The 21,171-nt window shown below is 59.3% G+C and carries 20 protein-coding genes and 1 pseudogene; 15 read left to right on the top strand and 6 right to left on the bottom strand.

Annotated elements, in window-relative coordinates; all coding sequences use genetic code 11:
* Positions 1-211 precede the first annotated feature (211 nt).
* Positions 212-760: a cytochrome b gene (locus AB5Y67_RS15185; RefSeq protein ID WP_019445623.1), complete on the top strand. Its 549-nt coding sequence runs from the start codon at positions 212-214 to the stop codon at positions 758-760.
* Between the two features lie 76 nt (positions 761-836).
* Here the strand turns inward: AB5Y67_RS15185 and AB5Y67_RS15180 are convergent.
* Positions 837-1,518: pseudogene (locus AB5Y67_RS15180) on the bottom strand (polymer-forming cytoskeletal protein).
* Between the two features lie 200 nt (positions 1,519-1,718).
* On the opposite strand from AB5Y67_RS15180, the gene AB5Y67_RS15175 reads away from it, so the two are divergent.
* The 6 genes from AB5Y67_RS15175 (at position 1,719) to AB5Y67_RS15150 (ending at position 5,820) form a co-directional block, all read left to right on the top strand.
* The gene (locus AB5Y67_RS15175; RefSeq protein WP_041201856.1) at positions 1,719-2,393 is read left to right on the top strand and encodes a response regulator transcription factor; all 675 of its coding nucleotides are present in this window, start codon (positions 1,719-1,721) and stop codon (positions 2,391-2,393) included.
* On the top strand, positions 2,393-3,778 hold the full coding sequence (locus tag AB5Y67_RS15170) for an ATP-binding protein (protein WP_005338217.1): 1,386 nt from the start codon (positions 2,393-2,395) through the stop codon (positions 3,776-3,778). Before AB5Y67_RS15175 ends, AB5Y67_RS15170 begins: the two co-directional genes overlap by 1 nt.
* 34 nt (positions 3,779-3,812) lie before the next feature.
* Entirely contained in the window at positions 3,813-4,493 is a 681-nt protein-coding gene (locus AB5Y67_RS15165; RefSeq protein WP_199416965.1) for a hypothetical protein, read from the top strand.
* A gap of 109 nt (positions 4,494-4,602) precedes the next feature.
* Positions 4,603-4,884, top strand: coding sequence for a putative quinol monooxygenase (locus tag AB5Y67_RS15160; protein ID WP_199428240.1), 282 nt, complete (start codon positions 4,603-4,605; stop codon positions 4,882-4,884).
* 146 nt (positions 4,885-5,030) lie between these two features.
* On the top strand, positions 5,031-5,459 hold the full coding sequence (locus tag AB5Y67_RS15155; protein ID WP_199428241.1) for an N-acetyltransferase: 429 nt from the start codon (positions 5,031-5,033) through the stop codon (positions 5,457-5,459).
* A 112-nt stretch (positions 5,460-5,571) separates the two neighbouring features.
* Complete coding sequence (locus tag AB5Y67_RS15150) at positions 5,572-5,820, top strand: DUF3297 family protein (protein WP_005338226.1); 249 nt, start codon at positions 5,572-5,574, stop codon at positions 5,818-5,820.
* 128 nt (positions 5,821-5,948) lie between these two features.
* On the opposite strand, the gene AB5Y67_RS15145 is transcribed toward AB5Y67_RS15150, so the two are convergent.
* Positions 5,949-7,226 (bottom strand): FAD-binding oxidoreductase, encoded by a 1,278-nt coding sequence (locus tag AB5Y67_RS15145; protein WP_064336976.1) that lies wholly within the window; start codon positions 7,224-7,226, stop codon positions 5,949-5,951.
* A 45-nt stretch (positions 7,227-7,271) separates the two neighbouring features.
* Positions 7,272-7,874 carry an HTH-type transcriptional regulator PuuR gene (gene puuR, locus AB5Y67_RS15140; RefSeq protein WP_199416671.1) on the bottom strand — a complete coding sequence of 201 codons (603 nt, stop codon included), beginning with the start codon at positions 7,872-7,874 and terminating at the stop codon, positions 7,272-7,274.
* 416 nt (positions 7,875-8,290) lie between these two features.
* On the opposite strand from puuR, the gene AB5Y67_RS15135 reads away from it, so the two are divergent.
* From AB5Y67_RS15135 to AB5Y67_RS15115, 5 genes are all read left to right on the top strand, one after another.
* Positions 8,291-9,754, top strand: coding sequence for an NAD-dependent succinate-semialdehyde dehydrogenase (locus AB5Y67_RS15135; RefSeq protein WP_199416670.1), 1,464 nt, complete (start codon positions 8,291-8,293; stop codon positions 9,752-9,754).
* Positions 9,755-9,878: 124 nt separating this feature from the next.
* On the top strand, positions 9,879-11,168 hold the full coding sequence (gabT, locus tag AB5Y67_RS15130; protein ID WP_199416669.1) for a 4-aminobutyrate--2-oxoglutarate transaminase: 1,290 nt from the start codon (positions 9,879-9,881) through the stop codon (positions 11,166-11,168).
* Between the two features lie 366 nt (positions 11,169-11,534).
* Positions 11,535-12,884: an APC family permease gene (locus AB5Y67_RS15125; RefSeq protein WP_005359067.1), complete on the top strand. Its 1,350-nt coding sequence runs from the start codon at positions 11,535-11,537 to the stop codon at positions 12,882-12,884.
* Between the two features lie 538 nt (positions 12,885-13,422).
* Entirely contained in the window at positions 13,423-13,689 is a 267-nt protein-coding gene (locus tag AB5Y67_RS15120) for a hypothetical protein (RefSeq protein ID WP_021230505.1), read from the top strand.
* Positions 13,689-15,035, top strand: a complete 1,347-nt coding sequence (locus AB5Y67_RS15115) for an APC family permease (protein ID WP_021230506.1) — start codon at positions 13,689-13,691, stop codon at positions 15,033-15,035. The genes AB5Y67_RS15120 and AB5Y67_RS15115 overlap by 1 nt, the downstream gene beginning before the upstream one ends.
* 94 nt (positions 15,036-15,129) lie before the next feature.
* Here AB5Y67_RS15115 and AB5Y67_RS15110 read toward each other — a convergent pair whose 3' ends face one another.
* A complete protein-coding gene (locus AB5Y67_RS15110) occupies positions 15,130-15,504 on the bottom strand; it encodes a hypothetical protein (protein ID WP_234915187.1) in 375 nt (124 codons plus the stop codon).
* Between the two features lie 249 nt (positions 15,505-15,753).
* Between AB5Y67_RS15110 and AB5Y67_RS15105 the strand changes: the two genes are divergently transcribed.
* Both AB5Y67_RS15105 and AB5Y67_RS15100 read left to right on the top strand, forming a co-directional pair.
* Complete coding sequence (locus tag AB5Y67_RS15105) at positions 15,754-16,902, top strand: sodium:phosphate symporter (protein WP_005338243.1); 1,149 nt, start codon at positions 15,754-15,756, stop codon at positions 16,900-16,902.
* 174 nt (positions 16,903-17,076) lie between these two features.
* Positions 17,077-17,547, top strand: coding sequence for an FKBP-type peptidyl-prolyl cis-trans isomerase (locus AB5Y67_RS15100; protein ID WP_005347462.1), 471 nt, complete (start codon positions 17,077-17,079; stop codon positions 17,545-17,547).
* Between the two features lie 65 nt (positions 17,548-17,612).
* Here the strand turns inward: AB5Y67_RS15100 and ggt are convergent, their stop codons facing one another.
* Both ggt and rdgC read right to left on the bottom strand, forming a co-directional pair.
* The gene (ggt, locus tag AB5Y67_RS15095) at positions 17,613-19,394 is read right to left on the bottom strand and encodes a gamma-glutamyltransferase (protein WP_199416668.1); all 1,782 of its coding nucleotides are present in this window, start codon (positions 19,392-19,394) and stop codon (positions 17,613-17,615) included.
* A gap of 191 nt (positions 19,395-19,585) precedes the next feature.
* Positions 19,586-20,497, bottom strand: coding sequence for a recombination-associated protein RdgC (gene rdgC / locus AB5Y67_RS15090; protein WP_005347467.1), 912 nt, complete (start codon positions 20,495-20,497; stop codon positions 19,586-19,588).
* 177 nt (positions 20,498-20,674) lie between these two features.
* On the opposite strand from rdgC, the gene AB5Y67_RS15085 reads away from it, so the two are divergent.
* On the top strand, positions 20,675-21,103 hold the full coding sequence (locus tag AB5Y67_RS15085; protein WP_005338252.1) for a GNAT family N-acetyltransferase: 429 nt from the start codon (positions 20,675-20,677) through the stop codon (positions 21,101-21,103).
* Positions 21,104-21,171 lie beyond the last annotated feature (68 nt).

Here is a 21,171-nt window from a genome sequence, read left to right as displayed (position 1 = left end):
TGTGGCATTGATCAGACTATCCACCCGGTTGCCAGTGATACCATGCAGACAGCAGAGGGCATCTCCTCTCTGACTGATGCCAGCGGCAGGCTATCGATGTATGGCAAGCATGGTAGCTCTGCTGTTGCCACCAAAGGATCTGGCCTGGCCCCGACACGTTTGAGTGCGGGGATGCCACACGGATGTGACAGCACTTCGAAGGAACAAACCTATGCTGATGAACAGTGAACAACGTTATGGCACCCTGAATATCGGGCTGCACTGGCTGACCCTGTGGGCCATGATCGCCGTCTACGCCCTGATCGAATTTCGCGATATTTTCCCCAAAGGGGACCCGGGTCGGGATCTGATGAAGGAGTGGCACTTTATGCTGGGGCTGCTCATCTTCGCCCTGGTGTTTGTCAGACTGGCACTGCGCTGGATGAGCCCGACGCCCCGTATCGTGCCCGAGCTCTCCCCGCTCATGCACAAGCTGGCAAAACTGGCCCACCTCGCCCTCTACGGTTTTCTTATTCTGACCCCGCTGTTTGGCTGGCTGCTGCTGAGCGCCGCGGGCAAGCCCATCCCCTTCTTCGGGCTTGAGCTGCCTGCCCTGCTCTCCCCAAGTCCGGATCTCAAGGGACTGATCAAGGAGGTGCACGAGACCCTGGGCAATATCGGGTACGCCCTGATCGGCCTGCACACGGTGGCGGCCCTCTATCACCACCATATTCTCAAAGACAACACCCTCACCAATATGCTGCCGCCGCGCCGCAGCTAACGGGTAACGGGGAAATGCAGAGGGGGCCATCGTAGCCCCCTCTCTGTCTTCCTGAACAGCACGCTGGCAAAGAGCATCACGCCTGCTTGGCCAGCTCCTCGGTCGGCTTGCCTTTCGGCTCGTGCGGCAGCTTTTTCACATTGCTCTTGCTCTCCGGCTGCTTGCTCCCGGACGCACTGTTTTCAGACAAGGCTTGCAACACAGGATCGGCCTTGCCGGCCACGGAGGGCTGGGACTGGCCAACAAAGTTGCCGCCTTTGCAGATGGAGAGACTGCCCCCCCTTGAAGATCCCCTGCATCTTGCCGCTCTCCAGGATCTCCACCTCGGCGGAGGTACAGGTGCCTTCCAGCAGACCATTGATGATCACGTGGGGCGCACTTACCTCCCCCTCAACGCTCCCCCCCTGCATGATGCGCAGCACACCACCGATGAGCTGGATGGTGCCATTGACCTGACCGCGCACCTCCAGATCCCCCTCCACCTGCAACTCGCCCTTGAAGCGGGCACCGGCTGCAATCACAGTGGCCCCGGCCGACCCAGTAGCCGCACCACCTTTGTTTCTTCCAAACATCCGTACTCTCTCCACCAACCACACAAGCAGAACCAGCGGCATCGGCGCCACTGGCCACAGAAAACAGGGCGACCCCTGTACGTAGAGCAGCAAGGCTGCCCCCCAGCAGAGCCAGACAATATAGAGGAGGTCGCTGCGCTCACGCTGTTGCAGTCGCGCCAGCAGCCTCCCGGCCATCTCTCTCATCACATCAAACCTTTCGCAACATGGCTGCCGACCAGCATGCCATCGACAACCCGAGACCATGGTTAAACGACCAGTTGGCGCGAACTCTGAAGTCCCGCTGATTCAGTCCCGATACAGCAGGGATGCATTAGGATTCGAATTGACTCGAAGCGACATACACTTTCTAATTGACAGCCTGGATCCCTATGACCGCTCACATCATGAAAATTCTGTTGGTCGAAGACGACAAGCTGCTCAATCACCACCTCTCCTCTCTGCTGACCGAAGCCGACAATCAGGTCTACAGCACCGACCAGGCCGGGATTGCACTGCACTACGCCGCCGACTATCCCATTGATGTGGCCATCATCGACCTCGGTCTGCCCGATATGGACGGCCTGCAACTGATCCGGCAACTGCGCGAACGGCAGATCCCCTTCCCCATCATTGTGCTGACCGCCCGTGGCAACTGGCAGGACAAGGTCGAAGGACTGGAAGCAGGAGCTGATGACTATCTGGTCAAACCGTTCCAGAAAGATGAGCTACTGGCCCGACTCAATGCGCTGGTGCGCCGTAGCGCCGGTTTTATCTCGCCCAGGGTGAAGGCTGGTGATTACGAGCTGGATCTCTCCCGCAAGGAGCTGACCATCGCCGGAGAAGTGGCGGTGCTCACCAGCTTTGAATACCTCATTCTGGAGTACCTGATGCGCAATGCCCGTCAGGTGGTCTCCAAGCAGCAACTGCTCGACCAGCTCTACGGCGACGGCGAAGGGGACCCCAACACCATCGAGGTGATGGTGAGCCGCCTGCGCAAGAAGCTGGATCCGGAAGGGACGATTCAACCCATCTCCACCATCCGGCGTCAGGGTTATATCTTCAACCTCTCCTGTAACTGATGCAGTTTCATCTGCCGCGCCCCATCAAGATGATCCGCAGCTCACTGCACATCAAACTGCTGCTCAGCTCGCTGCTGGTCATCGCGCTGATCATGGGGTTTGCCGTCTACGCCCTCTATCTTGGCCACGTCGAGGAGCAGACCCAGAAGGCCAGCGCCCGGATGCAGGAGAACCTGGCCAAGCTGTTTTCCTCCACCGAGCCGGATGACAAGGGGTCAAACGTCGAGCTGGGGCGGATATCCCGTGGTGCGGGGGATCGCAACCTCGATACCCTGATCTGCCGCGCCGATGGCGATCTGGTCTGGTCGAGCCTCCATATGCCGGAGGTGATCAAGGCCAAACAGACCATCTGCGGCGATCTGATGAAATATCTGGGGGGGATGGATCTCGACTACTTCTTCAAGAAGCACACCATCAAGAACGGCGAGAGCTACTTCGTCTACAGCCTGCGGTTTATCCGCAATCCCGGCAGCGGCACCACCGCCTACTACGTGGTGATGATCGACTCGGCCAAACGCTACCACGAAGAGTCCCGCACCTACCTCTACCAGACCGCCAAACAGGCACTGCTCGCCTATATGCTGCTGGCCGGGCTGCTGCTGCTCACCACCTTCTGGAGCCTCAGCTCCCTGCGCACCATCGCCCGTCAGATCGACGATATTCGGGCCGGCAAGCGCGATGACCTCTCGAGCGATTTTGAGCGGGAGCTGGCCCCGCTGACCGACTCCATCAACCAGCTGCTGGAAAACGAACGCCAGCAGACCCAGCGCTACCAGCACGCCCTCAACGATCTCGCCCACAGCCTGAAAACCCGGCTGGCGCTGATCCAGATCACCACCCGCGAAGTGAAGCTGGGGCGGGAGATCCACGACAACATCAACGAGCAGATCCTCACCATGGATCAGATGATCCAGTATCAGCTCAGACGGGCCGTGACCGGCCGCCAGCGCCTTGCCAGCAAGGGCACCGAACCGGTACCGCTGATTGAAAAACTGCTGGCCAGCCTGACCAAGGTTTATCGCCACAAGAAGCTGCAAACCCACTTCAAGTTCGATGATGACGCCCTCTTCCACGGCGAACAGGGTGACCTGATGGAGCTGATGGGTAACCTGCTCGACAATGCCTGCAAGTTTGCCATCAGCGAAGTGAAGGTGACGGTGCGCCGCCATCTCGAGCGGCTGCGTATCGAAGTGGAAGATGATGGCCCGGGAATCGATCCGGCCAAATCGGAGCAGATCTTCCAGCGCGGCGTGCGGGCAGACAGTTCACCCGGTCAGGGCATAGGTCTGGCGGTGGTGACCGAAATCGTCCACAGCTACGGCGGCCAGATCCGGGTCGATGAATCCCCCCTCGGCGGTGCCCGCTTTACCCTGGATCTGCCTTGAACATTTTGATTGAAACTTAATATTGAGGTTATACATGAAGCATTTTTTGGCATTAGTTGCGATCTTCATTTTAAATGGATGTGCCACTCCAGATTACAATTATCGCGCCGAATTATCAGAAATAAGTGAACCTGCACTAAATAGTATAAACACAGCCTACGTCGGTGATACCCTACTTAAACAAGGTCGATATTCCGAGCATGATGCAATTTATTTATCGAACATGACTGAAGTATCTTGGTCCTATGACCTTCATCCAGGATATTATCTTAAACAGGGTGAAGACGATAACTCTGAAACATATTCACCTAGTAATAAACCTGATGGTGGTCATGTAGTAAAAGCGGCTCTAGCCGATGACTGGCTGGCTGTTATGGTATATAAAAACAAACCTACCATATGTGTAATTACTGTGTTTAATGCTTCAGTTTGCAATGACAATGCGAATTTTCAACGCACTAAAAAGCCAATCTTAACATCAAATTCATTTCAGCAAACCCTGATCTACAGTGGCAAAGTCGGCAATAAAATCAACATAGGATATAGAGAGCTATCTAATAATGTAGCAAGACCTGCATTTAACAATGATGTTGAATATGACTTAGATGCTTCCAACATCATCGGTTATAAAGGTTCAAAAATCGAAGTGATCGAAGCAAATAATGAAATGATAAAATATAAAGTTCTTAAAAACTTCAACGAAGCACAATTTTAATCGACTTAAAATTAGTTCAGCAAAAAAACTGGAAAGTTTTTTTGCTGAACTACCATAATAACGTCTATTCACATAAATAAATGATTAACGTTCATAGTTAGGATGACTAATGAATAAAGTAATATTAAAAGGATTTATTATCGTGCTCTACAACGATTTAACTGCGGTCAAAAATGAGCTTGATAACCATATCCAGTTAACCCGATCTGAAACCGGCTGTCTGATTTTTAAGGTGAACCAAGATCCTCTCAATCCCTGCCGATTCGATGTCTATGAAGAGTTTGTTGATGAGGCGGCTTTTCAAGCGCACCAAGCCAGAGTCAAATCCTCCCGCTGGGGTGAAATTACCGTCAATGTCGAGCGACACTATACGGTAACAGGGATTGCATAAATCACAGCCTTGCCATTTTGGCCAAGGTGGCGAACCGGGAGTGGCGCAGAAATCTCCCCCCTCTCGCTACCGCGAATACCCGATTACGCTGCGCTTATCGAGCCTACGTAATTGCGTTATTTCCACACTTTGTAATTGAGGCCACGATGATCCGCCCATTATCTGCCACCGATCTGGATGCCGCCGTCGAGCTCTGGTTTCAGGCATCGGTGCAGGCCCACGACTTTATTCCCACCGCCTTTTGGCATGAGCAACGGGCAGCGATGCGCGATATTGACTTGCCCGCCAGCAAGAGCTGGGGCTATGAGGAGGATGGACAGCTACTGGGCTTTATCTCCTGGTATCAGGGGTCTGTCGCCGCCCTGTTTATCTCCCCAGATCACCAAGCACACGGACTGGGTCGCCAACTGCTCGAACACCTCAAAGCCCAATATGACCGGCTCGAGCTGACGGTCTACGCCGAAAATGAGCAGGCGCGGCGCTTCTATTCACGCAACGGTTTCAAAGAGGGTGAGCAGCAGTTGTGCGAGCATAGCGGCCACCCCGAGCTGGTGATGCATTGGCAACGAGGATAAGCGGGTCGCCCATAGCGATGGTGAGCACGCTTTGCCTGTTTTGTGGCCGCCTTGAATGCCATAGCGGCATTCTCTACAATGACCCACTTTTTATTCATTTCGGGTTATATCGATGAGCGATACCAGCACCAAACCGGCTCTGCCGGATCACCTCTCCTGCAATCCCCGCAGCCCTCACTATGTGGCCGCCTGCTTCGAGCACCCGATCGGTATTCGCCTGAATGGCAAAGAGCGCACCGATGTCGAGGAGTACTGCATCAGCGAAGGTTGGGTGAAGATCCCCTCCCCCAAGGCGCTGGATCGCCGTGGTCAGCCCATCCTGATCAAGCTCAAGGGCACCGTTGAAGCCTTCTACAGCTAATCAGCTCGCTGCTGCTTGATAAACAATAAGGCCACCCTCGCGGTGGCCTTGTTGTTTCCGGTATTGGTGTTGACGTCAGCGCTATCTAAGCGGCACCCACCAACCCACATTTCTCTCTGGGCAGCCCTTTATACCCCCAAGCGGTCGCGCAGGGTGTACCAGGCGGCGCCCGCGGCGGTGAAGGGGATGCGGAACAGGCGGCCACCCGGGAAGGGGTAGTGCGGCAGTTTGGCAAAGGCATCGAAGCGCTCCGCCTGACCGCTCAGCACCTCCGAGAGCAGCTTGCCCGCCAGATGAGTGCAAGTAACACCGTGGCCGCTGTAGCCCTGCATGTAGTAGATGTTGGGCCCGATGCGACCAAACTGCGGCAGCCGCGACAGGGTGAGCAGGAAGTTGCCGGTCCAGGTGTACTCCACCTTGACGTCAGCCAGTTGCGGGAAGGTTTTGAGCATCTTGGGGATGATCAGCCGCTCGATATCCGCCGGATCCCGCGCCCCATAGACCACACCGCCGCCATAGAGCAGCCGGTGATCGCCGGAGGTACGGTAGTAGTCGAGCAGATAGTTGCAATCCTCCAGACAGTAGTTTTGCGGCAAGAGTGAACGGGCCCGCTCCTCGCCCAGCACTTCGGTGGCGATCACCTGGGTGCCACAGGGCATGCTCTTGCTGGCCAGTTCCGGCACCAGATTGCCGAGGTAGGCATTGCCCGCCACCACAACAAAGCGCGCCTTCACCGCCCCCTTGGCGGTCTTGACCAGTGCGGGCTGACCCGGGGTGATGCTGGTGACGGCGGATTGTTCGAAGATCTGCCCACCCTGGATGCGGATGGCTTCAGCCTCCCCCAACGCCAGGTTGAGGGGGTGGATATGACCGCCGCTCTTGTCGAGCAGGGCGCCGACATAGCGATCGCTCGCCACCACCTCGCGCACCCCCTTGGCATCGAGCAGCTCCAGCTGGTCGTTACCCCACTTCTGCCAGCGGGCGTATTGGGATTTAAGCTCGTGCAGCTGCTTCTCGGTCTCGGCGGCAAAGACCCCCCCCTCCTGCAGATCGCACTGGATGTTGTAGCGCTTGATCCGCTCGCGGATGATCTGCCCCCCCTCAAACAACATGGAACCGAGCAGCCTGGCCTGATCCGGCGGGCAGTTCGCTTCTATGGTGTCGATGTCGCGGCTGTAGGAGTTGACGATCTGGCCGCCGTTGCGGCCGCTGGCGCCAAAGCCGACCCGGGCGGCTTCCAGCACCACCACCTTGTAGCCCTTCTCTACCAGATGCAGCGCGCTGGAGAGGCCGGTATAACCCGCACCGATGACGCAGACATCGCACTCCAGCTGCTCGGTCAATGTCGGATAGGGCGCGTGTTTATTGGCGCTGGCTGCGTAGTAACTGTTTACATGTTCGGTCATGATCCCTGTTTCCTTACCGGTTCGGTTGCCAAACTACTGTCAGGATTAAAAGCTCGCCGGGGTGTGGGCGCTGACGATGCGACAGATCTGCCCCGACGGATTGCTGAAGCTGTGGGGCTCGCCGGTGTCGATCACATAGCTGTCGCCCGCCTCCAGCTGATAACTCTGGCCCGCCACCGTCAGGATCACCGACCCCTCCAGCACGGTGCCGACCTCCTCCCCCTGATGGGTCACCTGACCGCCGGTGTCGGTGCCGGGGGGATAGGTCTCCAGCATAAAGCCGAGCTGGCGGCGGTTGTTGCCGTTGTGCACCAGCTTGAGGGAGACCCCCTGACTGCCCAGCTCGATCAGTTGATCCGCCTTGATCACCACCTCCGGAGTGCGGCTCTCCTCCTCGGCGAAGAAGCGCGACAGCGGCAGGCCGTAGATGGTGAGCAGCTTTTGCAGGGAGGCGACCGAGGGGCTCACTTTGTCCTGCTCGATCATGCAGATGGCGCCATGAGTCAGGCCGCTCAACTCGGCCGCCCGCCGCTGGGAGAGCCCCAGCTGATGGCGCACCGCCGCCAGCCGTTCCCCCATGGTGCGCGCCCCAGCGTCAGCCGCACCCAACGGTCGAGCCACGCTCTCCCGGCTCTGCGGCCCGCTCACCGCAAGCCTCCTCTTGCTGCGCTATCTCTGCATCCTTGCATCATCAGCCTCTCCTGCTTGCGCGTGATCGCATCGGATCAGGCGCAGCCTGTTTACCCTGCTGGTTAAAATAGTCGACCAGCTTTCCCTTGCCGTTCACTATGTTACACAGCGAAACCGTTCATTATTTTGCACACCTGATTTACCATCTCCCGGTCGTCTGCCCACTTGTAGCCTGCAAGCGAACCGGAGAAAGCGTGCTACACAGCCCATTTTCTAGCATGGCGCCCCCCAGCAATTCAAATATATTTAACACTTGAAAAACATTTCAGCTCAAATTATGGTCTTCCTGTGCTTATTATTTTATACGGCAGCGGCGCAGGAAGGGTCGGCTCACTCCGGCAACCAGCTGCTCTGACCCACACTCGAGGCTTCTCATGTCAGGAACAACATCCCACTCCAGCTTGATCACATCCCGCGCCTATATAGATGGACAGTGGTGCGAGGCCGCCAGCGGCCGCACCTTCGAGGTCACCAACCCCGCCAGCGGTGCCGTCATTACCCAGGTGCCCGACATGGATGCCGAGGATACCCGCCGCGCCATCGCGGCCGCCCACGCGGCGCAACCCGCCTGGGCTGCGCTGACCGCCAAGGAGCGCAGCAACAAGCTCTACGCCTGGTTTGCCGCCATCACAGCCCACAGCGACGAGCTTGCTCGCATCATGACCTGCGAGCAGGGCAAGCCGCTGGCGGAAGCAAAGGGCGAGGTGGCTTACGGCGCCAGCTTTATCCAGTGGTTCGCGGAAGAGGGCAAGCGCGCCTATGGCCGCACCATCCCGGGCTTTAGCAGCGATCGCCGGTTGGCCACCATCAAGCAGCCGGTGGGCGTGGTCGCCGCCATCACTCCGTGGAATTTCCCGATAGCCATGATCACCCGCAAAGCGGGCCCGGCACTGGCCGCTGGTTGCACCATCGTCATCAAGCCTGCTGCCGAAACCCCGCTCTGCGCGTTGGCACTGGCCGCCCTGGCCGAGCAGGCAGGCATCCCCGCCGGTGTCATCAATATCGTCACCAGCCATCAGGCGAGCGCGGTGGGCAACGAGCTGTGCAGCAATCCGGTGGTGCGCAAACTCTCCTTCACCGGCTCCACCCGCATCGGCAAGCTGCTGATGCGCCAGTGCGCCGATACCATGAAGAAGCTGTCGCTGGAGCTGGGTGGCAACGCCCCCTTTATCGTCTTTGATGACGCCGACCTCGATGCCGCTGTGGCCGGGGCGCTCGCCTCTAAATACCGCAACGCCGGGCAGACCTGTGTCTGCGCCAACCGCATTCTGGTGCAGGCCAGTGTCTATGACGCCTTCGCCGAGAAGCTGACCGCCGCCGTTGCCGCCTTCAAGGTGGGAGATGGCATGGCGGAGGGCACCCAGATCGGCCCGCTCATCAACCCCGCCGCCGCCAGCAAGGTGGCCGAGCTGGTGCAGCAATCGGTCTCCGCCGGTGCCGAAGTGCTGCTGGGGGGCGAAGCTCACCCCGCCGGCCCCCTCTTCTACCAACCCACCATTTTGGGCAAGGTGGATAAAACCAACCCCATCCTGCAGGAGGAGATCTTCGGCCCGGTCGCCCCGCTGGTGTGCTTCGAGACAGAAGCCGAGGCCATCGCCATTGCCAACGACACCCCTTATGGCCTGGCCGCCTACTTCTATGGCCGTGACATCGCCCGGGTGTGGCGGGTGGCCGAGCAGCTGGAGTACGGCATGGTCGGCATCAACGAGGGGATCATCTCAACCGAGCTGGCCCCCTTCGGCGGCATCAAGGAGTCGGGGTTGGGCCGGGAAGGGGCTGCCGAGGGGCTGGAGGAGTATCTGGAGACCAAATACCTCTGCTTTGGCGCCATTCGCTAGGGCAGCAACAGAGAGACAAGGCGCCGCCGATCTGGCCCGATGGGCTGATCGGCGGTGATGGGCGCCAAAACGCCTGCCACATTTTCAGGGAATATCGGGGGCTGCGGCCCCTCAGGGAGGAAAGATGAGTCAGTCAGAATCAAACAAGGCGTGGCAAGCGCGCCGCGAAGCATCAGTGGTCAATGGCGTTGGCACCCTGCTGCCGGTCTTTATCGACCGGGCGCAAAACGCCGAGCTGTGGGATGTGGAGGGCAACCGCTACATCGACTTTGCCTCCGGCATCGCCGTGCTCAATACCGGCCACAACCACCCCAAAGTGGTGGCGGCGGTGCGCGAGCAGCTGGAAAAGTTCAGCCACACCTGCTTTCAGGTCACCCCCTACCCCGGCTATATCGAGCTTGCCGAGAAGCTCAATGCCCTGGTGCCCGGCCCGACGCCGAAGCGCACCCTGTTTCTCTCTACCGGTGCCGAGGCGGTCGAGAACGCCATCAAGATTGCCCGCGCCCACACCGGTCGCAGTGGCACCATCGCCTTCAAAGGGGGCTTTCACGGCCGCACCATGATGGGCATGGCGCTCACCGGCAAGGTGGTTCCCTACAAGACCGGCTTTGGCCCCTTCCCGGGCGAGGTCTACCACATCCCCTTCCCCGCCGATTATCTCGGGGTGAGTGAAGAGGATGCCCTGCACGCCCTCGAGCTCTGCTTCAGCGCCGATATCGAGCCGAATCGCGTCGCCGCCATCATCATCGAGCCGGTACAGGGCGAAGGGGGCTTCTATCCCGCCTCCCCGAGCTTTATGCAGAAGCTGCGCAGCGTCTGCGACCAGCACGGCATTCTGCTGATCTGCGACGAGATCCAGAGCGGTTTCTGCCGCACCGGCAAGACCTTCGCCACCGAGTATGCCGGCATCGAGCCGGACATCATGACCCTGGCCAAGAGTCTGGCGGGTGGCTTCCCCCTATCAGCCGTGGTGGGCAAGGCGGAGATCATGAACTCAGCCAAACCGGGGGGCCTGGGTGGCACCTATGCCGGTTCCCCCATCGCCTGCGCCGCCGCGCTGGCGGTCTTGCAGGTGATCGACGAGGAGAAACTCAACCAGAAAGCGCTGGATCAGGGGGAGCAGATCAAGGCGGGGCTGGAACGCATAGCTGAGCGTTTTGACTGCATAGGTCAAATTCGCGGCCCCGGTGCCATGGTGGCCATGGAGCTGGTGAAACGCCGTGATGCCAGTCAGCCCGATCCCGACCTTACCAAGCGACTGGTGGCCGAGGCGGGCAAACGAGGTCTGGTCCTGCTCTCATGCGGGGTGCGCGCAAATGTCATCCGTTTTCTCGCCCCCCTGACAGCCCCTGCGGCAGTGATTGACGAGGGGCTGCAACTCCTTGAAAAATCACTGGAGGCCGTGCTGGCCTGACCAGCAGGAAAGTGACCACTTACCTGTGCAAATAAATGCAATTTTGCCCCCTTTTTTTCTTGTCAAGGGGGCCCTGCAAATGCACAATGCGCCGCCACTGAAAGAACCGATGTAAAACAATGGCATCGGTTCTTTTTTAGACAGTGAACAAACCCATAAACGAGGCCGGATCACCCCCGGAAAAGATAGCGAGATTGGCAGCAGTCTCCCGACACCAAGTCTAGTGAGGAACAACATGGGGCATCTCAATGCTTTCCAACCGGCCATGGCCGGTGTGCGCCGCCCTGGCGCCCTTGATTCCCGGGCCTCTCTCCCGGTTTCGTTGATGGACCGTGCCACTCTGGCACTGCATGAGGAACATGCATAATGGCGGCCCAGCAGGTTGGTCTGAAAAAGACCCTCAAACTGTGGCAGGTCGTGGTTATGGGACTGGCGTACCTCACCCCCATGGCGGTGTTCGACACCTTCGGCATCGTTACCGAGATCACCGAAGGCCATGTGCCGACCGCCTACCTGTTTGCCCTCATCGGCATGCTGTTCACTGCCCTGAGCTACGGCCATCTGGTGCGCAAGTTCCCGTCAGCCGGCTCTGCCTATACCTATGCCCAGAAGGTGTTTCACCCCTATGTCGGCTTTATGGTGGGCTGGACCTCCCTGCTCGACTACATGTTCATGCCGATGATCAACATGCTGCTGGCCAAGATCTATCTGGAAGCCCTCTTCCCGAACGTAGAGCCCTGGACCTATATCTTCGGTCTGGCGGCGGTGATGACCGCCCTCAACCTGCGCGGCATCAAGCTGGTGGCCAACTTCAACAGCCTGATCGTGGTGATGCAGTTCAGCATCATCGCCATCTTCATCGGCCTGATCGCCTGGGGCGTTCACAATGGTGAAGGGCTGGGAACCGTGGCCAGCAGCCGTCCCTTCTTCTCCGAGCAGATCCAGGTGTCACCGCTGCTGATGGGGGCCTCCATCCTCTGTCTGTCGTTCCTCGGTTTTGACGCCATCAGTACCCTGTCGGAAGAGACCCCGGACGCGGATCGGGTGATCCCCCGCGCCATCGTGCTGACGGCGCTGATCGGCGGTGTGCTGTTCGTCACTACCTCCTACTTCCTGCAACTCTACTTCCCGGACATCTCCCGCTTCCAGCATCCGGATGCGGTATTGCCGGAGATCGCCCTCTATGTCGGCGGCAAGCTGTTCCAGGCGGTGGTACTGGTCTGCACCACAGTAGCGGTGCTGGCCTCGGGGCTCGCCTCCCACGCCGGTGTATCGCGCCTGCTCTACGTGATGGGTCGTGATCGCGCTCTGCCTGCCCGCTTCTTCGGCTACATCCATCCGAAGTGGCAAACCCCGGCGTTCAACGTGCTGCTGGTCGGCCTGCTGGCCCTCTCTGCGGTGTCGCTGGATCTGGAGATGGCGCTGGCGCTGATCAACTTCGGCGCCCTGGTGGCCTTCACCTTCGTCAATCTGGCGGTGATTGCCCACTTCTATGTGAAGCTGGGCCGCAACAAGTGTCTCAAGGATCACCTGATGTACCTGCTGCTGCCGCTCTGTGGCGCCGCCTGCATCGGGGTACTGTGGCTCAACCTCGAGCCCTCCTCCTTCGAGCTGGGTCTGATCTGGGCGGCGCTGGGGGCCATCTACCTGTTCCTGCGCCTCACCGTGTTCCGCATCCCGCTGCATACCGCCGACAAGGTGGAGATCGCCCAGTAACTACTGGCGCCCCTCCCCCCGATTGCGAACAAGGAGCTTGCGGGCTCCTTGTTGTTTTTGCGGTGCTCTGGTGGCCAGCAGCACGGGTGGTCAGAAATGCGGTTTCTGCAGGAAGTGTGACTGATTTCAAATAACTACCCAGCCGGGCTGCTCGCCGTGCCATGGCCCGAGCCGCGTTGCCTTCTATCCTCAGTCATTAATGTGAATGGATATGCAATAGATCTTTTTCCACTTCACCCCCTCCCATCCCCCGCCAGTCGGTAAGCTCGCAGGACTCGAGCCCGGGGGAACACCGCCAAATATGATCAGGATCAATGTTGAGGCGCTATGCACCCTGCAGCCCCGATTTGCCGATTTTTCATACGCCATGACAGGGTTCTCTTCCCCCCCGAAAAAGGGGGAGCGGCTCGGGGACAGCTGCAGGGGGCGAGTGACCACTTACCTGCCCCGTGCGTATGCAAAAAAATGCGTTAATCCGCCCTTTTTTGCTTGTCAAGGGGGCTGACCGAATGCACAATACGCCGCCAATAAAGGACCGATGTTCACTGCGACATCGGTTTTTGTATTTTTGAAGTGCAGTACAAACCCACCACAAGAGGCCGGAACGTTTCCGGAAGTGATATTCGAGATTGCCAAACAATCTCCCGACGTTGAGAGGATAACAATGGGGCGTTTTAATGCTTTCCTGCCGGTACAGCCCGGTATGCGCCTCCCCGGCGCCCTTGATGTACAGGCTTGCGAATCCATCGTATCCCTGCGCTCGTTGCAAGCACGTGCTGCGGCACTGATTGAGGAGAAAGCGTAATGGCATCGCAAAACGCCAAGCTGCTCAAGACCCTTACCCTGACACAAGTGATTGTGATGGGTCTGGCCTATCTGACCCCCATGGCTGTCTTCGACACCTTCGCCATCGTCGGTGACATCACCGATGGCCGGGTCGCCACCGCCTATCTGCTGGCTCTGGGTGGCATCCTGCTCACCGCTTTCAGCTACGGACATCTGGTACGCAAGTTCCCCTCTGCGGGCTCTGCCTATACCTATGCCCAGAAGGTGTTCAACCCCTACGTCGGTTTCATGGTCGGCTGGTCATCCCTGCTCGACTACATGTTCATGCCGATGATCAACATTCTGCTGGCCAAGATCTACCTGACCGCCATGTTCCCGGGCGTCGAGCCCTGGGTGTTCATCTTCGGTCTGGTGACCGTGATGACCTTCCTGAACCTGCGCGGCATCAATCTGGTGGCCAACTTCAATGGTCTGATCGTGGTGATCCAGCTGGCCATCATCACCCTCTTTATCGGCCTGATGGCATGGGGCATCTACCACGGCGAAGGGGCTGGCACCCTGATGAGCAGCCGTCCGTTCCACTTCGAGTCAGCACAGCTGGTACCGCTCTTTACCGGTGCGACCATTCTCTGCTTCTCGTTCCTGGGCTTTGACGGTCTGAGCTCCCTCTCCGAAGAGACTCCGAACGCTGGCAAGGTGATCCCCAAGGCGATCGTGCTGACGGCCCTTATCGGCGGCATCATCTTCGTGGTGGTCTCCTACTGCCTGCAGCTCTACTTCCCGAGCCTTGCCCGCTTCCAGCATCCGGATGCGGTACTGCCGGAGATCGCCCTCTATGTTGGCGGCACCTTCTTCCAGTCCGTGGTGCTGGTCTGCACCACGGTCGCGGTACTGGCCTCCGGCATGGCGGCTCACGCCGGTGTGTCGCGCATCCTCTACGTGATGGGGCGTGACCGCATGATCCCGGAGCGGGTGTTTGGCTACATCCACCCGAAATACCGTACTCCGGCCATTAACGTGCTGATGGTGGGCGGTCTGGCCCTCTCCGCCGTGTCGTTTGATCTGGATACCGCACTGGCGCTGGTCAACTTCGGCGCTCTGGTGGCGTTCAGCTTCGTCAACCTGTCGGTGATCGGTCAGTTCTGGGTGCGCGAGAAGCGCAACAAGACCCTCAAGGATCACGTCATCTACCTGTTGATGCCGTTGCTCGGTGCCGCCACCATCGGTGCGCTGTGGATCAACCTGGAGCAGAGCTCGCTGGAGCTGGGCCTGATCTGGGCGGGCCTCGGCGCAACCTATCTGTTCCTGCGTCTGGCGGTGTTCCGCATCCCGTTCCGTCAGTACGAAGAGGCGGCTGACGCCTGATCCTTTGCGGATAACGGATAGACAGAAGGGGAGCCATGGCTCCCCTTTTTGCTGCCGGTCTGTGGCCGGTCACACGGGCTTGGGCCCGGTCTGCTTACTGCTTATCCAGTACGGCGGTCGCCGCAGCCTTGAGCGGATCGCGAGCGATGGTCTTGGCATCCTGCTCCGCCTTGTGCAGCTGCTGGTTTGCCTTGTCCATCTTCTGCTGCATACCGTTGCCGCTCTCCTTGAGGTCGGCACGCTTCTCGCCCAGCAGGTCGTTGCGGCCTTTTTGCACCTCAGCTTTCACCTTCTCTTTCTCCTGCTTCACCAGCTTGTTGGTATCACAGTTGCCCTTGACTCCCAGAGTGGCATTCACCGCTTCGTTTTTGAGGGCCTTGTCGAGATTGCAGTCGGTTTTCAACAGGCTGGCCTGTGCCCCTGCCGAGAGCAGCCCCAGCGACAGAGAGAGGATCCATGCACGCATCATCTTGTTTACTCCTGCTTGCCAATAAAGGGGCGCAGTGTAGCGATCACATTCCGGCTTACAAGGCGGCAGTGCTTTCGTCCCCCCTTTTGCCACCACGGAGCCAACCAGATCTGTCAGCGCCTGTCGCCGCTGTTCATCGTCATAAAAACATCATCGAAATGTCACGTTGTCATATTTCTGTCATTAACCATTGATTAAATGCGCGGGTCATCAACAACCCAAGACGGAATGACCGTCTCAAGAGGCTTTATGCAACACCATCACTCCTTGTCACAGCCGCCCGCGACCCGCGCCCTGTTCAACTGGATGAGTGTCATCGTACTGGTCTACCTGATCCTGGTTGCCGTGGGCGCCATCTCCCACGGCTTCAAAGATTTCTCCGGCGGCGCCGAGGGCGCAGCCCAGATCTTCGCCTTTGCCAACAACCCCTTTGTCGCCCTGCTGCTGGGTATTCTCGCTACCGCGCTGGTGCAATCCTCCAGCACCGTCACCTCGGTGATCGTCGGTCTGGTGGCTGGCGGCCTGCCCATCAGCATGGCCATCCCCATGGTGATGGGTGCCAACCTCGGTACCACCATCACCAACACCATCGTCTCCATGGGCCATGTGCGGGATCGCGCCGAGTTCCGCCGCGCCTTCGCAGCCGCCACCGTGCACGACTTTTTCAACCTGCTGGCGGTGTTCATCTTCCTGCCGCTGGAGCTGATGTTCGGCCTGCTGCAACACAGCGCCGAGTGGCTGGCCAACCTGCTGGTAGGCTCCGCCAATATGTCGATGAAGGGCATGGATTTCATGAAACCGCTGACCGCACCGGCCCAGCAGCTGATTGACAGCGCCGTTGCCTTCCTGCCGGGCAAGGGTGCCGCCATCGCGACCATCATCATCGGTATCCTGCTGATCCTCGCTTGCGTCACTTATCTCGGCAAAGTGCTGCAACAGGTACTGGTTGGCCGTGCCAAAGAGGTGCTGCACAAGGCGCTGGGCCGTGGCCCGCTGACCGGCATCACCTCCGGTGCGCTGGTGACCATCATGGTGCAGTCCTCCTCCACCACCACCAGCCTGATGATCCCGCTGGCTGGCGGCGGCGTGTTCAGCACCCGTCAGCTCTACCCCTTCACTCTGGGGGCCAATATCGGGACCACCATTACCGCCCTGCTGGCTGCCACCGCCATCAGCGGAGCCGGTGCCCAGCTGGCCCTGACCATCGCGCTGGTCCACGTGCTGTTCAACCTCTTTGCCGTGGTCATCATCTATGGCATCCCCTTCCTGCGCGACCTGCCGGTACGCGCCGCCGAGGGGCTGGCCCGGGTAGGCAGCGAGAACAAGCTGCTGGCTCTGGGTTATGTGACGGGTCTCTTCTTCGCCCTGCCCGCCCTGATGATGGTGGCCGCCAAGTAAGCGCCGCCGCCATGACAAGGGGCGAGTCACCGACTCGCCCCTTTTTGCGTCCAGCTCGCCGGGCTTTGCCTGCCCGCTCACATCCTCCCGCCCTGTGGCTCGCCATCAGGGGCGGTGCGCGATAAGATGGCGTCCTCATTGCACTTTTTACATTTCATGGAACAGGAAAAACCGATGAAATTCATACTGATCGCACTGCTCATCGCCGGTGTGGCCTACTACTTCTACTCCAGCAGCAATAACAAGAAGCTGGCGGCCGACAACGTGCGGATTGGCGCCGAGTTCCTCGCCAGCAACAAGGAGAAGCCGCTGGTGACCACCACCGCCTCCGGCCTGCAGTACGAAGTGCTGACCCCGGGCACCGGCACCGTTCACCCCACCGCCACCAGCAAGGTGAAGGTGCACTACGAGGGCAAACTGCTGGACGGCACCGTCTTTGATAGCTCGGTCGCCCGTGGCGAGCCCATCGAGTTTGGCCTCAATCAGGTGATTGCAGGCTGGACCGAAGGGGTGCAGCTGATGGTGGAAGGGGAGAAGACCCGTTTCTACATCCCCGCCAACCTCGCCTACGGCGACCGTGCCGCAGGCAAAATCCCGCCGGGATCAGTCCTGATCTTTGATGTGGAACTGTTGGGTATCCAGTAACTCGCTCTGCCATGCACCATCAGCAACAAGGCCAGCATTATGCTGGCCTTGTTGCTATGGGAACCTCACTCCCCCTTGGCGATCCCTTCCCGGCGCGGATCCGCAGCGCCAAACCAGCCGCCAGCGTTGCGCTCAACCCCCTGCAGGCCGGAGGTCTGCTCGTTCAGCACCACCTCATGTCCCCTCGCCTTCAATCCCTCGACCACCGACATGGGGGTGCGTCCCGCTTCCAGCTCGGTGGGGCCGTTGCGGCTGCCAAAGTTGGGCAGGTTGATGGCCTGTTGCAGGTTCAGGCCCCAATCCTGAGTACCGAGCAGGGTCTTGCCCACGTAGTTGATGATGGCGGAGCCCCCCGGCGAGCCCAGCGTCATGGTCAGCTCGCCGCTTGGCTTGTCAAACACCAGCAAGGGTGACATGGAGGAGCGGGGCCGCTTGCCCGGCTCCACCCGGTTTGCCACCGGCAGACCGGCGGCATCCACCGAGGTGAAGGAGAAATCGGTGAGCTGGTTGTTGAGCAGGTAGCCGTTGACCATCTGACGAGATCCAAAACCATCCTCGATGGAGCTGGTCATGGAGATGGCCATCCCCGCCTTGTCGACGATCGAGACATGGCTGGTAGAGGGGAGTTCCGGAGTCGCATCCTTGCCGCGTGCCAGCGCCAGTGGCGGCGTGCCGGGCTTGGCAATCCCCATGGAGTGCTGACCGACAAGCTTGCCCCGCTCGGCCAGATAGCCCTTGTCCAGCAGCCCCTTCACCGGCACCCTGACAAAATCGCTGTCGGCGACGTACTGGTTGCGATCGGCGAAGGCGAGACGCGCCGCTTCACTGTAGAGGTGGATGGCCTCGCTGGAGGCAGCCAGTCCCCCCTCCTTCGTGGTGATCGGCTTGAGGGCAGCCATATCGCGGCTCTCCAGCATGCCGAAGATCTGGCCGAGCGCCAGGGTGCCGGACGAGGGAGTGGGAAAGCCGCAGATCTTGCTCTGGCGATAGTCAAAGCAGAGGCCATCCCGCACTTTGGCCTGATAGCTGGCCAGATCGGTGGCCGCCAGTACCCCGGGGTTGGTGGGATGTTGGCGTACCTTGGCCACCATGGCATCCGCCAGCGGCCCCCGATAGAAGGCATCCGCCCCCTCTGTGGCCAGAGTGCGCAGCACCTTGGCCAGCGCCGGATTGGTCAGCCGGGTACCCGCCGTTTTGGGGCTGCCATCCGCCTGATAGAAGTAGGCTCGCGCCTGCGGATCCCGTGCCAGATAGGGATCCTTGGCCAGCAATGTGGCTAGCCGTGGACTTATCACAAATCCTTGTTCTGCCAGCGTGATGGCGGGCTCGAACAGCACAGCCCAGGGCAGCTTGCCATAACGCTGATGGGCCAGTGCCAGAGCGCGCAGGGTACCGGGAACGCCGACCGAGCGGCCCCCGACCACCCCGTCATAAAAAGCCAGCGGCTTGCCATCTTGCATAAACAGCTGGTCGGTGGCGGCAGCCGGCGCCGTCTCGCGGCCATCCACTGCACTCACCTTGCGGCCATCCCACACCAGCAGCAGCGTTCCGCCACCGATCCCGGAGGATTGCGGCTCCACCAGCGTCAACACCAGCTGCACCGCAATGGCGGCATCGACGGCACTGCCACCGGCCTTGATGATCTGGTAGCCCGCATCCACCGCCAGCGGGTTGGCGGCCGCCACCATGAAGTCATGGCCCTGCCAGCCCTGTTTGTCGGTCCAGCCACTGGCGGCTTCGGGTGCGATCAGGGTCTGGACTGGCGGGGTGTAGTGAAAGCCGTTGTCACTGGCACAACCGGCCAGCAGGGCAAGGGCGACAGCCAGCCCCAGAGGTTTGCGCAACATGACACTCTCCTTGTCTGTTTTATGACCATGAAGAGGGACTATGTCACGATTGGCGCTGGTAGCTCAAGTTATTGAACAAGATCAATATCTTACTCATCTATCAATAATGGCTATCCGTAACAGACATAAAAAAACCGCCCGAAGGCGGCTTTTACGATGGGATGGCAGAGGCCAAACAGGCGCAAGTCCGGTTAGATGGACTGCTCTTCGCCACCCAGGGCGGCAAACAGCGCCGGGATAAACTGGGACAGCTCGGCGGTGACCAGCGCGAAGTCGGCATCCAGACGGGCGGCCGGATCTTCGCTGGTGACGTCGTCATTCTGCTCGCGCAGCTCTTCGCTGAATTTCAGACGCTTGATGGAAAGATCATCTCCCAGCACAAAGCTGACGGTCTCGCCCCAGTTAAGGGCCAGCTTGGTCACCAGCTTGTCGTTGGCCAGATGGTTCTTGATTTCATCCGTCATCAGATCCTGCTGCTTGCAGCGGATGATGCCGCCGTGCTCCATGGCACTGCGCAGCTCGGCTTCATCTTCCAGAGTGAAGGAGGCAGGCAGGTTGCCCTCGTTCAACCACTCGGTCATGGTGATCTCCGGCGGGTTCTTGAGGGCCACCGGCACCACCGGCAGGGAGCCGATGGATTTGCGCAACAGTGCCAGCAGATCATCCGCCTTCTTGGCAGAACCTGCGTCCACCACCATCAAATTGTCGGCCGGATTGATCCAGGCGAAGGTCTGGCTGGTACGACTGAAGGCACGGGGCAGCAGGGTGTGGAGAATCTCCTCTTTCAGCGCCTCCTTCTCTTTCTTCTTGAGGGCACGTCCCTGTTCGAACTCGATCGCTTCTACCTTCTCGGCCAGCATCTCCTTGACCACGGTACCGGGCAGCATCTTCTCCTCTTTGCGGGCGCAGATGAGGATGTGGCCGGAAGCAGAGTGGGTCAGGGTTGAGCCGAATTTGCCAAGGGGCTTGACCCACCCGAAACGGGAGATGTCCTGACTGCCGCAAGGGGTGAAGGCACAGGCTTCCAGCTGGGTTTCCAGCTGATCCACGGTCAGGTCAAAGGGGCGGGTAAAGCGATAAATCTGCAGGTTTTTAAACCACATGGCGTCCTCGGTCTCTAGATTGTCCGGCGGGCATTGTACTAGAGAGGCGCTTTGTGATCAGCCAATCATTCTCGCTAAATAAAGGGCGATCGACCTCACAGGGTCTCATTTATGTCACCAGTTTGTTCATCAAGTTCTCCTAGACTGCGAAAGTAAATTGTTAATAAGGATGAAGGTATGTTGCGGCCCAGTCGCCCGGAAGACATGGAAGAGATCGTCGAAATCTGGTTGCTGGCCTCCCTGCAGGCCCACGATTTCGTCGATGCCTCCTGCTGGTGGCAGGCCCAGGAGGATCTGCGTACCCGCTATCTCGATCGCGCCGCCATCTGGGTGTTCGAGGAACGCGGCGATCTGCTCGGTTTCATGGCACTGGTGGACAACTATCTCGCCGCACTCTTCGTGCGCCCCGACCGTCAGGGCCGCGGCGTCGGCCACGCCCTGCTGCAGGAGGCCAAGCGTCAGGGGGCGTCGCTCCACGCCCGGGTCTTCGTCGAGAATGATCAGGCGGTGCGTTTCTATCGCCGCCACGGCTTCGTTATTGAGGCCGAGGAGTCCGATCCCCTTACCGGCCACCCCCAATACCGGATGTGCTGCGAACCTGCCTGAATCGATGCCAGCCCCCTGTTTTACTTGAAAAAAGCAAGGGGCATCCTCATCTTGTCTTCATCGGGTGC

The sequence above is a fragment of the Aeromonas sp. s12 genome (assembly GCF_040907925.1).
GTDB classification, from domain to species: Bacteria; Pseudomonadota; Gammaproteobacteria; order Enterobacterales; family Aeromonadaceae; genus Aeromonas; species Aeromonas veronii.
The sequence above is the reverse complement of the archived record's forward strand: the minus strand, read 5'-3'. Positions and strand labels throughout refer to the sequence as shown.